At 69.4% G+C, this 13,191-nt stretch carries 12 protein-coding genes; 8 read left to right on the forward strand and 4 right to left on the reverse strand.

The window, feature by feature from the left end; genetic code table 11:
- The first annotated feature begins 428 nt into the window (after nucleotides 1-428).
- The 4 genes from ASF53_RS06980 (at nucleotide 429) to ettA (ending at nucleotide 3,806) form a co-directional block, all read left to right on the forward strand.
- Nucleotides 429-683 (forward strand): hypothetical protein, encoded by a 255-nt coding sequence (locus ASF53_RS06980; protein WP_056196046.1) that lies wholly within the window; start codon nucleotides 429-431, stop codon nucleotides 681-683.
- A gap of 7 nt (nucleotides 684-690) precedes the next feature.
- The gene (locus ASF53_RS06985) at nucleotides 691-1,629 is read left to right on the forward strand and encodes a DNA/RNA non-specific endonuclease (RefSeq protein WP_056196050.1); all 939 of its coding nucleotides are present in this window, start codon (nucleotides 691-693) and stop codon (nucleotides 1,627-1,629) included.
- Between the two features lie 10 nt (nucleotides 1,630-1,639).
- Nucleotides 1,640-1,918, forward strand: coding sequence for a hypothetical protein (locus tag ASF53_RS06990; protein ID WP_056196053.1), 279 nt, complete (start codon nucleotides 1,640-1,642; stop codon nucleotides 1,916-1,918).
- 235 nt (nucleotides 1,919-2,153) lie between these two features.
- Complete coding sequence (ettA, locus tag ASF53_RS06995; protein ID WP_056196056.1) at nucleotides 2,154-3,806, forward strand: energy-dependent translational throttle protein EttA; 1,653 nt, start codon at nucleotides 2,154-2,156, stop codon at nucleotides 3,804-3,806.
- A 246-nt stretch (nucleotides 3,807-4,052) separates the two neighbouring features.
- On the opposite strand, the gene ASF53_RS07000 is transcribed toward ettA, so the two are convergent.
- From ASF53_RS07000 to ASF53_RS07010, 3 genes are all read right to left on the reverse strand, one after another.
- The gene (locus tag ASF53_RS07000) at nucleotides 4,053-5,273 is read right to left on the reverse strand and encodes a phosphopentomutase (protein ID WP_056196060.1); all 1,221 of its coding nucleotides are present in this window, start codon (nucleotides 5,271-5,273) and stop codon (nucleotides 4,053-4,055) included.
- Between the two features lie 3 nt (nucleotides 5,274-5,276).
- A complete protein-coding gene (locus ASF53_RS07005; protein WP_056196065.1) occupies nucleotides 5,277-6,905 on the reverse strand; it encodes an ABC transporter ATP-binding protein in 1,629 nt (542 codons plus the stop codon).
- 105 nt (nucleotides 6,906-7,010) lie between these two features.
- Nucleotides 7,011-9,191, reverse strand: a complete 2,181-nt coding sequence (locus ASF53_RS07010) for a molybdopterin-containing oxidoreductase family protein (RefSeq protein ID WP_056196068.1) — start codon at nucleotides 9,189-9,191, stop codon at nucleotides 7,011-7,013.
- Between the two features lie 223 nt (nucleotides 9,192-9,414).
- Here ASF53_RS07010 and ASF53_RS07015 point away from each other — a divergent pair, with 223 nt between their 5' ends.
- Both ASF53_RS07015 and ASF53_RS07020 read left to right on the forward strand, forming a co-directional pair.
- The gene (locus ASF53_RS07015) at nucleotides 9,415-10,344 is read left to right on the forward strand and encodes a lytic transglycosylase domain-containing protein (RefSeq protein ID WP_056196071.1); all 930 of its coding nucleotides are present in this window, start codon (nucleotides 9,415-9,417) and stop codon (nucleotides 10,342-10,344) included.
- A 63-nt stretch (nucleotides 10,345-10,407) separates the two neighbouring features.
- The gene (locus ASF53_RS07020) at nucleotides 10,408-11,313 is read left to right on the forward strand and encodes an alpha/beta hydrolase (protein ID WP_056196076.1); all 906 of its coding nucleotides are present in this window, start codon (nucleotides 10,408-10,410) and stop codon (nucleotides 11,311-11,313) included.
- Between the two features lie 35 nt (nucleotides 11,314-11,348).
- Here ASF53_RS07020 and ASF53_RS07025 read toward each other — a convergent pair whose 3' ends face one another.
- Nucleotides 11,349-11,768, reverse strand: a complete 420-nt coding sequence (locus ASF53_RS07025) for an acyl-CoA thioesterase (protein ID WP_056196078.1) — start codon at nucleotides 11,766-11,768, stop codon at nucleotides 11,349-11,351.
- Between the two features lie 244 nt (nucleotides 11,769-12,012).
- Here ASF53_RS07025 and ASF53_RS07030 point away from each other — a divergent pair, with 244 nt between their 5' ends.
- The gene (locus tag ASF53_RS07030) at nucleotides 12,013-12,681 is read left to right on the forward strand and encodes a transglutaminase-like cysteine peptidase (RefSeq protein WP_056196082.1); all 669 of its coding nucleotides are present in this window, start codon (nucleotides 12,013-12,015) and stop codon (nucleotides 12,679-12,681) included.
- A 176-nt stretch (nucleotides 12,682-12,857) separates the two neighbouring features.
- On the forward strand, nucleotides 12,858-13,181 hold the full coding sequence (locus ASF53_RS07035) for a hypothetical protein (protein WP_056196085.1): 324 nt from the start codon (nucleotides 12,858-12,860) through the stop codon (nucleotides 13,179-13,181).
- Nucleotides 13,182-13,191: the final 10 nt, after the last annotated feature.

The raw sequence follows: 13,191 nt of genomic DNA on the forward strand, positions 1-13,191 counted from the left end.
CACGGCGTCGGCGACCCGCCGCAGCTCGCTCTCCGGCAGAAGCCGGAGACGATCCGGCGTCTCAAGACCCTCAAGGATCGTCGTGTCCGCTAGTGCCAAAGCCTTCACCCGTCTCTCAATGCGTTTCCGTCGGCAGGCGGCTCTTGCAGGGCCGCACGCCCGAATCCTCGAACGCGGCCTGCCTTCGGAATTCGCCCGCCCCCGGAAACAGCTCTCCCCGGGACATATGAACGATCATTCTAGCGCAAACCGATCACGGGATACCATGATCTTGCTGCAACAGCGGCGCGTCTTTCAGACGATTCGTCCGCTTCGTCTGCCTTCAGAGTTAAGGCAGCCCCACGATTTCACGCGTGACGCGCCCTCAATTATGGATGAAGGCTGCATTGATCAACATCTCCCCCGCTGATCCCCGAGGCTGCCGCCCGATGCCTATCGCCGCAACGTTATCGGCCACGGCCGCGCTGGCGCTCGCCCTGATCGGCGGAAGCGCGGCCTGGGCGGCGGATGCCGGCAGGCCCCGGCCCAGCGCAGCGAGCTGCCCCGACGACGTCCGCTGCCGTCGCCCGCCGGGACCGCCGGACCGTGACATCCGCCCGCTGATCGATCCGCTCGGACGCCCCTGCGGCTTCCGCTGGCGGGAGACGCCGTCCGGCCCCCGCCGCGTCCGGGTCTGCTACTAACCTGGCGATGGCACTGCGTTCCCTCGTTCCGGCCCTTCTACTGGTCGTCATCTCCCACGCGGCGATCGCGCAGGCCCTGCCGGAGGTGTCCCGGATCCTGCCGGAGGTGTCCCGGATCCTGCCGGAGGCGTCCCGGGTCCTGCCGGGGGCTCCGGCCTGCCCGGCCATGTTCGCGGACGGCCGGGCGCCGACGCTGACCAATCCGAAGCTCGCCGACAGAGCCGTGCCGCTCTGCTTCGAGGCCTTCGCCGTGCTGCATTCGGGCGTGTCGCGCACGCCGCTCTACGCCGCCGAGCGTCTGACGCGCCGGAGCGTGTCCGCCGCCCGCCGGGTCGAGCGCGCCGACGCCTTCCACGACGAGGACCGGCTACCCGAGGACGACCGCGCGAGCCTCGCCGACTACCTGCGGAGCGGCTACGACCGCGGCCATCTCGCCCCGGCCGGCGACATGCCGAGCGCGGTCGCCCAGGCCGAATCCTTCAGCCTCGCCAACATCGTGCCCCAGAACCGGGCGCTGAACCGCAGCCTCTGGGCGGCGATCGAGGAGAGCGTGCGCCGGCTCGCCAGCGCGCGCGGCGAGATCTTCGTCGTAACCGGCCCGATCTTCGAGGGCCGCTCAATCGGGGCGATCAAGGGGCGGGTGCTGGTGCCGACCCAGATGTTCAAGGCGATCTACGATCCGCGCACCGGCGAGGCCGGGGCCTATCTCGTGCCGAATGCGGCGGGGGCGGAGTGGCGCGCGGTCTCGCTCGCGACCCTGCGGGAAACGGCGGGGCTCGACGTATTCCCGTCGCTGCCCGAGGCGAGCAAGGCCAAGGCGATGACGCTGCCCGAGCCGCAGGAATTCTCCCGCGGCGGCCAGGAATCCTTCGCCGACTTCCTCAAGCAACTGGCCATCGATGTGCTGCGCCGGCTCTGGCGCGAGCTGATGCGCGCGATCTTCTGAGGAGCCCCCGATGCCGCGCCGCAAAGCCGATCCCGCCCTCCCCTTCCGCCCCTTCGCGGAGGATGCCGGCGTCCAAACCTTCGCGGGCTTCTCCATCGAGAACGGCACGCGCCGTATCGCCCTGCATGGCAGCCTCGACCTCACCCGCGACCGAGCGGGGTTGAAGCGGGCGAGGGCGCTGAAGAGCCTGCTCGATGCGGTGGTCGCCACCCTCGAAGCGGAGGATCTGCCGGACGCCGTGCCCGAGGAGCCGGAGACGGCCGAGCCGGCGCGCAACCCTTTCGCTTGAGGCGCACCGCCCTCATATCAGGATCGGTATCCGGCCCTCGCCTGTCCGGCCTTCGCCTTGCCCCTGCGGAGCGGCCCTGATACTCGAACACGAAATTCTTCATCCGCGAGCGGACGGCGCCCCGCGCGGCATGGCTCGAGCATCTTGGCTCGACAGAGCCAGCCTCGTGCGAGAGGCCACGCATCCGCGACCGCCGGCCCGACCGGCCCCCACGCTTCACGCAGGACGAACGCACATGGCCCGCGAATTCATCTACCACATGCGGGGTCTGACCAAGACCTATGTCGGGGGCAAGAAGGTCCTCGAGAACGTCAACCTGTCGTTCTACCCCGACGCCAAGATCGGCGTGCTCGGCATCAACGGCGCCGGCAAATCGACGCTGCTCAAGATCATGGCCGGCATCGACAAGGACTGGACCGGCGAAGGCTTCGTCGCGCAGGGCGCGCGAGTCGGCTACCTGCCGCAGGAGCCGCAGCTCGATCCGAACAAGTCGGTGCGCGAGAACGTCATGGAGGGCGTGGCCGAGAAGCAGGCGCTGCTCGACCGCTACAACGAACTCGCGATGAACTATTCCGAGGAGACGGCGGACGAGATGACCGCCCTCCAGGACCAGATCGAGGCCCAGAACCTCTGGGAGCTCGATTCCAAGGTCGATCAGGCCATGGAGGCGCTCGGCTGCCCGAGCGACGAGCAGCCCGTCGCGACCCTGTCGGGCGGCGAGCGCCGCCGCGTCGCCCTGTGTAAGCTGCTGCTGTGGGAGCCGGAACTGCTGCTCCTCGACGAGCCGACCAACCACCTCGACGCCGAGACGGTGAACTGGCTCGAGGGCCATCTCAAGCAGTATCCGGGCGCGATCCTGATCGTGACCCACGATCGCTACTTCCTCGACAACGTCACGGGCTGGATTCTCGAACTCGATCGCGGCCGCGGCTACCCCTACGAGGGCAACTACTCCGCCTGGCTCGTCCAGAAGCAGAAGCGCCTGGAGCAGGAGGGCCGCGAGGACATGGCCCGCCAGCGCTCGATCAATCGCGAGCAGGAGTGGATCTCCGCGTCCCCGAAGGCCCGGCAGTCGAAGTCGAAGGCGCGTATCACCCGCTACGAAGAGCTGGTGGCCAAGCAGAACAACAAGATCGACGCGGCGGCGCAGATCGTCATCCCGATCGACGAGCGCCTGGGCACCAACGTCATCGAGTTCGATCATCTCAACAAGGCGTTCGGCGACCGCCTCTTGATCGAGGATCTCTCGTTCAAGCTGCCGCCGGGCGGCATCGTCGGCGTCATCGGCCCCAACGGCGCCGGCAAGACCACCCTGTTCAAGATGATCACCGGCCAGGAGAAGCCCGACGGCGGCAGCATCTCGGTCGGCGAGACGGTCAAGCTCGGCTACGTCGATCAGTCGCGCGACGCGCTCGATCCCAACGCCACCGTCTGGCAGGAAGTGTCGGGCGGCAACGACATCATCTATTTCAACAAGCGCGAGATCAATTCACGCGCCTATTGCGCGGCCTTCGCCTTCAAGGGCGGCGACCAGCAGAAGAAGGTCGGCACCCTCTCGGGCGGTGAGCGCAACCGGGTGCATCTGGCCCGCACCCTCAAGGGCGGCGCCAACGTGCTGCTGCTCGACGAGCCGACCAACGACCTCGACATGGAGACCCTGCGCGCCCTTGAGGACGCGCTGGAGGATTACGCGGGCTGCGCCGTCATCATCAGCCACGATCGCTGGTTCCTGAACCGCATCGCGACCCACATCCTCGCCTTCGAGGGCGACAGCCACGTCGAGTGGTTCGAGGGGAACTTCTCGGAATACGAGGCGGACAAGAAGCGCCGTCTCGGGCTCGATTCGATCATCCCGAAGAAGCTGAAGTACAAGAAGTTTTCGCGCTGATCGCCTGAGTGCCTCTCACGCCCCCTGGTGCGCCGCCCTGACCAACGTGGAGCCGTTCGGCAACCGGGAGTCATGTGAGGCACTCTGAACCTCGGCTCTCCTTCCCTCCGCCTCATCCTGAGGTGCCCGCGTCAAGCGGGCCTCGAAGGATCCTCCAGATCGCTCGCGATCCCTGGAAGACCCTTCGAGGCCGCTTCGCGGTACCTCAGGGTGAGGCGGATTGATGGGAGCGCAGGCGCAAGCCCCTCACCACCACGCCTTACCCGCGCCGAGCGGCGGCAGGCCGAGATGGGCCGCCACCGAAGCGCCGATATCGGCGAAGGTGTCGCGCCGCCCGATCGAACCGGGCGCGACCTTCGGCCCGAAGGCCAGCACCGGCACCTGCTCGCGGGTGTGCTCGGTGCCGGTCCAGGTCGGGTCGTTGCCGTGGTCGGCGGTGATGAGGCAGAGATCGCCGGGCTTCAGGACCGCGTGGATCTCGGGCAGGCGCGCGTCGAAGGCTTCCAGTTCGGCGGCGTAGCCCGGCACGTCGCGGCGGTGGCCGTGCTCGGTGTCGAAATCCACGAGGTTGAGGAAGACGAAGCCCCCCTCCGGCAGTCCGGCGAAGGCGTCGAGCGCCGCGTCGAGGCAGGCGGCGTTGCCGGCGGGCTTGATCTCGCGGCCGGTGGCGCGGTGGGCAAAGATGTCGCCGATCTTGCCGACGCTCACGACGGCGCGGCCGGCGGCCTCCAGCCGGTCGAGCAGCGTCCCGGCGGGCGGCGCGACGGAAAAATCCTTGCGGCGGCTGGTGCGGCGGAAGCCGTCCGTCTCGCTGCCGAGGAAGGGCCGGGCGATGACCCGGCCGACGCGGTAGGAGTCGCAGAGTTCGCGCGCGATCCGGCAGGTCTCGTAGAGCCGCTCCAGCCCGAACACCTCCTCGTGCGCGGCGATCTGGAACACGCTGTCGGCCGAGGTGTAGCAGATCGGCTTGCCCGTCCGGACATGCTCGGCCCCGAACGCATTGATGATCGCGGTGCCCGACGCGTGGCAATCGCCGAGGATGCCCGGCAGCCCTGCTTGTTCGATCAACGCCGCCGTCAGTTCGGCCGGGAAAGCCGGCTGCGTATCGGGGAAGTGGCCCCAGGCCTCCCGCACCGGCACGCCCGCAATCTCCCAATGGCCTGACGGGGTGTCCTTGCCGGCCGCGGTCTCGACGGCGTGGCCCCAGAGCGCCTGCACCGATCCCTCAGGTGCGAGCCCCGGCGGCACGCGCCCGGTGGCGCCCTCGCAGGCCAGCCCGAGGCCGAGCGCGGCGAGGTTCGGCAGGCGCAGAGGCCCGGCGCGCAGGCCCGGCCGGTCGCCGCCCCCGGCGGCGCAGGCCTCGGCGATGTGCCCGACCGTGTCCGAGCCGGCATCGCCGTAGCGGTCGGCATCCGGAGCGCCGCCGATGCCGACGGAATCGAGAACGATGAGGAGGGCGCGGGCCATGCGTCAGGCCGGCTCGATCTCGGCGGTGGTCGCGGCATCCATCTCGAAGGCCGCGGCGAACAGGGTGCGGGTGTAGTCGGTCTTGGGCGCGGCGAAGATCTCTTCGGCTGGGCCCTCCTCGACCACTTGGCCGTGCTGCATCACCATGACGTAGTTCGAGAGCGCGCGGACCACCTTGAGGTCGTGGCTGATGAACAGGTAGGCGATGCCGCGCTCGCGCTGGAGATCGCGCAGGAGCGTCACGATCTGCGCCTGCACCGAACGGTCGAGCGCCGAGGTCGGTTCGTCGAGCACGACGAAGCGGGGCTTCAAGACGATGGCGCGGGCAATCGCGATGCGCTGGCGCTGACCGCCGGAGAATTCGTGCGGGTAGCGGTCCATCGCCGCCGGATCGAGCCCGACATCGGTGAGGGCCTTCGCCACCAGGGCGCGGCGCTCGTCGCCTCCCTTCACCAGCCCCTGCACGGCCAACCCCTCGGCGACGATGTCGCCCACCGACATGCGCGGCGAGAGCGAGCCGTAGGGGTCTTGGAAGACCACCTGCATGTCCTTGCGCAGGGGCCGCATCAGCGCGGGGCCGCGCCCTTCGATGCGCTGCCCGAGGAACACGATCGGCCCCTCGGATTCCGTGAGCCGCAGGAGAGCGAGGCCTAGGGTGGTCTTGCCCGAGCCGGATTCGCCGACGACGCCGACGGTCTCGCCGGCCCGCACCCGGAGCCGCACCCCATCGACCGCCTTGACGTGGCCGACGGTGCGCCGGAGCAGACCCGCCTTGAGCGGAAACCACACCTTGAGCGGCCCGGCCTCGACCAGTTCCTCGGCGTGATCGGGCACAGGGTTCGCCCGGCCGGTGGGTTCGGCGGCGAGCAGCCTTTGCGTGTATTCGTGCTGAGGCCGGGTGAAGACCCGATCGACCGGGCCCGCCTCGACGATCCGGCCGGCGAGCATCACGCAAACCCGATCGGCGATGCGCCGGACGATGCCGAGATCGTGGGTGATGAACAGCATCGCCATGCCGAGCCGCTTCTGCAGGTCGGCCAGCAGCGCGAGGATCTGCGCCTGGACGGTGACGTCGAGGGCGGTGGTCGGCTCGTCGGCCACCAGCAGATCGGGCTCGCAGGCGAGCGCCATGGCGATCATGACGCGCTGGCGCTGACCGCCGGACAATTCGTGCGGATAGGCGCCGAGCCGCCGCTCGGCGTCGCGGATGCCGACGAGATCGAGCAGTTCGAGGATGCGGGCCCGCGCCGCCTTCCCCTTCAGGCCGCGGTGGATCTCCAGCACCTCGCCAATCTGCCGCTGGATGGAATGAAGCGGGTTGAGCGAGGTCATCGGCTCCTGGAACACCATGGTGATGTCCGCGCCGCGCACCGCGCGCATCTCGCGCTCCGGCAGCGCGAGCAGGTCGCGCCCCTTGAACAGGATCTTGCCGCCCGGGTGATGGGCGGCGCCGTCGAGCAGCCGCAGGATCGAGAGCGCCGTCACCGATTTGCCGGAGCCGGATTCGCCGACCAGGGCCAGAGTCTCGCCGCGCTCGATGGCGAAGCTGACGCGGTCCACCGCGCGCGTCTCCCGTGTCCCGCTTCGGAAGGCGACCGAGAGATCCTCGACGGTCAGCAGCGTATCGGACATCGAACCCCGGCGAACAAAAACGGCCCGCCGCGATCCGGTGTCGGAGCGGCGGGCCGAGGGGTTATAGCGCGCGGGGCCGGCCGCGCGAATCGTCTTCGCGTCGCGCTACTGCGCCAGCCCGACCTGCACGAGGTTGTCGCTGAAGGTCGGCGAGTGGCCCATGCCGCCATAGGTCGAGGCGCTGATGACGTTCACCGCCCCGTCGCGGTTGAGCGAGTGCCAGTAGCCGAGCGAGGCGATGACGAGGCCCGGCGGCACCTCCTCGGTCACCCGCGCCTGCCCGTGGAAGGCGCCGCGATCGTTGAACACCCGCACCAGCGCGCCCTCGCCGATCTCGCGGCTCAGCGCGTCGGCCGGGTTGATCAGGATCGTCTGCTCCCCCTGCGCCCGGACCTTGTGCGCCTCGTTGGCGTATTGCGAGTTGAGGAAGCCGTGGCTCTTCGGCGAGACGATGTTGAGCGGGTAGCGCTCGGCTTGGGTCGGATTCGTCTCCGGCCGTTCGTTGGCCGGCACGTAGCCCGGCAGCGGATCGAGGGCCTCGCCGCCCTGGAACTGCTCGTACATCTGCCGGAAGGGCGGCGCGACGAAGTTGCCGCTCGTGATCGCGGCCTCCGAGTAGAACTCGCACTTGCCGGACGGTGTGGGGAAGTTGCCCTCGGCATGCGGGGTGCGCGTGTCGGGATCGCCGATATTGAGGCGGTACCAGCCGTGCTGGCGGAAATGGTCCATGCCGATGCCGCCGAGCTTCGGGCTCTCCCAATCGAGATACCATTCCATGAGTTCGGTCTCGCTCATGGAGAACTGGGGCTCGGTGAAGCCGAAGGTCTTGGCGAGCCGCCGGAACAGCTCGGCATTCGAGACCGTCTCACCCGGCGGCTCGATCGCCTTCTGGTTCAGGGTGAAGAAGAAGTGCCCCCAGGAGAACATCATGTCGTCGTGCTCGGCCGCCATGGTGGCCGGGAGCAGGATGTCGGCGTAGCGGGCGGTGTCGGTGACGAAGTGTTCGCTGACGACCGTGAACAGATCCTCGCGGGCCAGCCCGCGCTTGATCTTGGCGGTCTCGGTCGAGTTCGAGACCGGGTTGGCGTTGTAGACCATCAGGGCGTGGATGCCGGGCTCGATCCCCGCCTCGCCGGTCAGCACCTCGCCGAGCTTGAGCACGTTGAGCACCCGCGTGCCCTCCGGGATCAGGTCCGGCCGGCACACCCGGTCCCAATGCACTGGGAATTCCCACAGCGGCATCTGGTAGACGCCGCCGCCCGGATCCTTCCACGACCCCGTCAGGGCGGGAAGCGAGAAGATCGCGCGCAGGGCCTGGGCGCCGCCGGCGCTGCGCTCCACTGCCACGCCGGGCCGAAGCGCCGCGTTGCGGGTGGTGGCGTATTCGCGCGCGAGTTGTCGGATGTCCTCGGCCGGGATGCCGCAGATCTCCGACGCGTATTCCGGCGTGAAGGCCTGCGCCCGCTCCTTCAGCGGCTCGAAGCCCACCGTGTGCCGGGCGATGTAGTCGTCGTCGGTCAGGCCCTCTTCGATGATGACGCGGATCATCGCCATGGCGAGCGCGCCGTCAGTGCCGGGCTTGGGCATCAGGTGCCAGTCGGCCTGGGCGGCGGTGCGCGAGCGGTAGGGGTCGATCACGATGACGCGGGCGCCGTGGCGCTGCGCCTCCTTCACCACGTGCCAGTGGTGGATGTTGGTCGAGACCGAGTTGCAGCCCCAGATCACGATGAGCTTCGATTGCGCGAAGCTCATCGGGTCGGTGCCGTTGGTCGGGCCCACCGTGAGCAGCCACGCGGTGCAGGAGCCCGAGCCGCAGAAGGTCTTCTCGGCCACCGTCGCGCCGAGGCGGTTGAAGAAGGCGTCACCCACGGTGAGCCCCTGCACCACGCCCTCGTTGCCGAGATAGTTGTAGGGAAGGATCGCTTCCGCCCCGTGCGTCTCGATGATGCCGGTGAAGCGGCGGTGGATCTCAGAGAGCGCCTCCTCCCAGGTGATCCGCTCGAACTGACCGCTGCCCTTCGGGCCGGCGCGGCGCATCGGGTAGAGGATGCGGTCGGGGTTGTAGTGGTGGCGGTCGAAGTCCTTGAGCTTGCCGCAGAGCGCGCCGCGGGTCATCGGGTGGTCGGGGTTGCCGCGCACATCGATCAGCCGGCCGTTCTCGACGGTGTAGATCATCGAGCAGGTGTCGGGGCAGTCGTGCGGGCAGGCGCCGAGCCGGGTGACGGCTTCGGAAACGGACTTGGCAGCCGCCTCGGCGTCGATCTCCGAGATGCGCTCTTCGAGCATCGTGTTCCTCCTCATGAGGCCGGATCTTGGCGTCCGGCTCTTGCAAGCATCGAGCCTAGCGCGCGGAACGCAGGAAAAATAGTACAATTCTTAGAACGGTACTAAGGTACAACCCTCTGGCGAAGCGTCAGGCCCGGCACAATGATGCCCATCAGCAGGGCAGACCGTGGCGAGGAAGCGCGCGGCCATCCCCTTCCCGGGCCGGCGCCCTAAATCAGCCGCCGTGTCTCGTTTCGCCCTCGTTCTTCTGCCGGCCGCCCTCGCCGTGCTCGCCGGTCCCTCGCGTGCGGCCCCCTCGCCCGAGAGCGAGACGGTGGAGCAGGCGCTCTGCCGGCTGATCGAGGATTCGGCCAAGGCGCGGAAGCTTCCGGTGCCGTTCCTGACCCGCCTGATCTGGCGCGAGAGCGCGTTTCGCGTCGGCGTGGTGAGCCCGGCCGGCGCACAGGGCGTGGCGCAGTTCATGCCGGGCACGGCCAAGGATCGCGGGCTCAGCGATCCGTTCGACCCCGAACAGGCGATCCCGCACGCGGCGCATTTCCTGGCCGATCTCAAGCGGCAGTTCGGCAATCTCGGCCTCGCGGCGGCGGCCTATAATGGCGGGCCGGGGCGCGTCTCGGCCTGGCTCGCCGGCAGCGGCGGCCTGCCTGCGGAGACGCGGGCCTACGTCATCGGCATCACCGGGCGCCCGGCGGAGGATTGGCGGCCGAACGCCAGCGTCGAGATGCCGGAGGGCGCCGATCCGGCGGCGAAGAAGGCCGAGGGCAAGAAGACCGAGGGAACACTGGAGGACAAGCCGCCCCCGCCGGAGGCCGAGACGCAGAGCTGCCTTCAGGTCACCGCCGCCTTGCGCATCCCGTCGCGCGGAGATCGCTTTGCCCTGTCCGTCGAGGGCGGCCCGGCCGCCCCCTGGGGCGTGCAGCTCGCCGGCAACTTCTCGAAGTCGCTGGCGCTGGCGAGCTTCCAGCGCGCACGGGTTCGCTACACCAGCGTGATCGGCGAGGTGCGCCCGATGATCGTCGGCACCCGCCTGCGCTTTCGCGGCACGCGCACCTTCTACCGGGTGCGCATCCCCGCCGAGAGCCGGAACGCGGCCGACGGCCTCTGCCAGAAGATCCGCAGTGTCGGCGGCGCCTGCATCGTCCTGAGGACATAACTCCCAACGTCGCCACCCCGCGGCCATGAATCCGCCGCGACCGCCACGTCAATCACGGGCCACATGATCAAGGCATTCGTCTCCCTCGTCTCGTTGGTCTGCCTCGGGCTCACCGCCCTGGGCCTGAGCGGCTGCTCGCCGCTGGCGCTGTTCGATGCGCTCGGTCCGCGCGACAAGGGCGGGCGCCTCGCGATCCGCGACGCGGCCTACGGCGCCGACCCGCGCCAGCGCCTCGACGTGTTCGTGCCGACCGTGCCCGTGGAGCGGGCGCCGGTGCTGGTGTTCTTCTACGGCGGCTCGTGGAACAGCGGCAGCAAGGACGACTACGCCTTCGCCGCGCAGGCCCTGGCCGCGCAGGGCTTCGTGACCGTGCTGCCGGATTACCGGCTCCATCCGAAAGTGCGCTTTCCCGACTTCCTGAAGGACGGGGCGGCGGCCATCGCCTGGGTGCGCGACAACATCGCCGCGCAGGGCGGCGACCCGAGCCGGATCGTGCTCGCGGGCCACTCGGCGGGCGCCTACAACGCGGCGATGCTCGGGCTCGACACCGAATATCTGCGCCAGGCCGGCGTCGATCCGCGGGTCATCCGGGCGGTGGCCGGCCTGTCGGGCCCCTACGACTTCCTGCCCTTCGACCAGAAGACCTCGATCGACGTGTTCGGACAGGCGCCCGACCCGGAGGCGACGCAGCCCATCTCCTATGCCGGGGCTCACTCACCGCCGACCTTCCTCGCCACCGGCGACAAGGACACCGTGGTCCGGCCCCGCAATACGGCGAGCCTTGCCGAGCGCCTGCGCACGGCCCGCGTGCCGGTGCAGGAGCGGGTCTACGAGGGCCTCGACCATGCCGACACGCTGCTGTCGCTCTCCGTCAGCTTCCGCCGCAAGGCGCCGGTGCTCGCCGAGATGAGCGCCTTCCTGCACCAGCATGCGGGCGCGCGCCGGCTCACCACGCTGACGATGCACTGAAAGCCCGATCCGCGTTCGCGACGCGGACGTGTCCTTCAGACCGCCCGCTCCTCCGGGATCGGCCGCGGTCGGCGATCCGGCCCGATGGCGACGAAGGTGAAGAGGCCTTCCGTCACCTTCATGGTGGCCTCGCCCTCCCGCTCCCGGCGCCAGACCTCGACCTGGATGCGCATCGAGGTGCGGCCCGTCTGCACGATCCAGGCATAGAAGCTCACCTCGTCGCCGACGAAGACCGGGCGGTGGAAGGTCATCGCCTCCGCCGAGATCGTGGCGCAGCGCCCCCGTGCCCGGCGCGCGGCGACGTTGCCGGCGGCCATGTCCATCTGCGCCATCAGCCAGCCACCGAAGATGTCGCCGGCCGGGTTCGTATCGGTGGGCATCGCCACGGTGCGGATCACCGCCGGCCCGCGATCGGTGGGCTGCGCGGACTCGGCAGAAGGCAGTTCGCTGGTCATCGGAAGGCTTTGCAAATCTTGAGATAAGCCCAAGCCTAACAGGTGCCGTGGCGGCGCCGCCACCGCGCCCGGTGACGGTGCTCGGGACTTGTCTCGCGCATGCTCCTGCGCCTCGCCGCGGACGTCCCGACCCCGATCGATCAAATGCGACGGATCGCGTTAACCGATTTTTAACTCGCCGATTGCGGGAACCGAACGGCCGTGAGAGCTTCATTAACGGAAGCTTAACTGCTCGGTCAGGGCCATGCGAATCGCGTTCTCCAAGCTCTGTGTCGTCCGGCCCGCCCTCACGACCCGCCTGCTGGCGGGCCTCGCCCTGGCCGGGGCTTTTCTCCTCGGGCCGGCCCCGCGCGCCGAGGCCCAGCCGACTGCCGCGCTGCCCGCCATGAGCCTGTCGGCGGTCACCACCGGCCCCGCCCGGCCGATCGCCGCCTGGGCCGAGTTCTGCGAGCGGTATCCCGGCGAATGCGCGGTCGATCGCACCGAGGCCGCCAGCGTCACCCTGACCCCGGCGCTGTGGCAGACGATCAACGCGGTCAACCGCCGGATCAACCGGTCGGTGGAAGCGGTGACCGATGGGGACCATTGGCGCGCCGCCGACCGCTGGGATCTCGCCGAGGACGGCCGGGGCGATTGCGAGGACTTCCAGCTCCTCAAGCGCCGCCTGCTGGTCGAGGCCGGCCTGCCGCGCCGGGCGATGCGGATGACCGTGGTCATCGACGAGAAAGGCGAGGGCCACGCGGTCCTCACGATCATCACCAACCGCGGCGACCTCGTGCTCGACAACAAGACCAACGCGGTGCTGCCCTGGCGCCAGACCGGCTACACCTTCGTCAAGCGCGAGAGCCAGGAAGCGGTGGGCTGGATGGCGCTCGGCCGCGACGCCTCGCCGCTCACGGCGGCCAACCGCTGAGGGAACTTTTTCAGAGATTTTTCCTCGTCCCAAATCGGGACCGGACCCGGACCTCGCGCGTTAGGAGGCTTTAACGGTTCGGCTGCCAAGGTTGATGAGAGGTTTCCACGAGCGTGTGCCGCGCCGGAAAACCCCGTCACTGCCTCAGGTTCGCCGTCCCAGGGTCCGCTCGTCCCATGCGTCGCGTCCTCCTCGCCAGCCTCACGACCCTCGCCCTTCTCGCCGCCCTCCCCGTGCGGGCGGAGAGCCGGGAGGGAGCGCGCCACGCGGCGTGGCAGGCCTGTCTCGACGCCGCGTTCGCGGAGCAGATCCGCACCACCAGCCGCAGCTTCGCCGCCACCAAGGCGGTCTCCACCTGCCAGGACCGAGAAGAGGCCTATCTCGGCGTGCTCGCCGGATCGCCGCTGCTCGATGGTGAGGACGTCACCCGCATCCGCCCGGCCCTCGTCGCCCGCGCGCGTGACCGGCTGATGGGCGAGCGGCGTTACAGCGCCCTCTGATCCGCCCGAC

Origin of the sequence: Methylobacterium sp. Leaf123 (assembly GCF_001423405.1) — a bacterium.
In the GTDB taxonomy this organism is placed as follows: domain Bacteria; phylum Pseudomonadota; class Alphaproteobacteria; order Rhizobiales; family Beijerinckiaceae; genus Methylobacterium.

What these genes read in the sequence shown, in the direction of transcription:
- ASF53_RS06980 (WP_056196046.1), top strand. Translation starts at nt 429, where the DNA reads ATGCCTATCGCCGCAACGTTATCGGCCACGGCCGCGCTGGCGCTCGCC.
- ASF53_RS06985 (WP_056196050.1), top strand. Translation starts at nt 691, where the DNA reads ATGGCACTGCGTTCCCTCGTTCCGGCCCTTCTACTGGTCGTCATCTCC.
- ASF53_RS06990 (WP_056196053.1), top strand. Translation starts at nt 1,640, where the DNA reads ATGCCGCGCCGCAAAGCCGATCCCGCCCTCCCCTTCCGCCCCTTCGCG.
- ettA (WP_056196056.1), top strand. Translation starts at nt 2,154, where the DNA reads ATGGCCCGCGAATTCATCTACCACATGCGGGGTCTGACCAAGACCTAT.
- ASF53_RS07000 (WP_056196060.1), bottom strand. Translation starts at nt 5,273, where the DNA reads ATGGCCCGCGCCCTCCTCATCGTTCTCGATTCCGTCGGCATCGGCGGC.
- ASF53_RS07005 (WP_056196065.1), bottom strand. Translation starts at nt 6,905, where the DNA reads ATGTCCGATACGCTGCTGACCGTCGAGGATCTCTCGGTCGCCTTCCGA.
- ASF53_RS07010 (WP_056196068.1), bottom strand. Translation starts at nt 9,191, where the DNA reads ATGCTCGAAGAGCGCATCTCGGAGATCGACGCCGAGGCGGCTGCCAAG.
- ASF53_RS07020 (WP_056196076.1), top strand. Translation starts at nt 10,408, where the DNA reads ATGATCAAGGCATTCGTCTCCCTCGTCTCGTTGGTCTGCCTCGGGCTC.
- ASF53_RS07025 (WP_056196078.1), bottom strand. Translation starts at nt 11,768, where the DNA reads ATGACCAGCGAACTGCCTTCTGCCGAGTCCGCGCAGCCCACCGATCGC.
- ASF53_RS07030 (WP_056196082.1), top strand. Translation starts at nt 12,013, where the DNA reads ATGCGAATCGCGTTCTCCAAGCTCTGTGTCGTCCGGCCCGCCCTCACG.
- ASF53_RS07035 (WP_056196085.1), top strand. Translation starts at nt 12,858, where the DNA reads ATGCGTCGCGTCCTCCTCGCCAGCCTCACGACCCTCGCCCTTCTCGCC.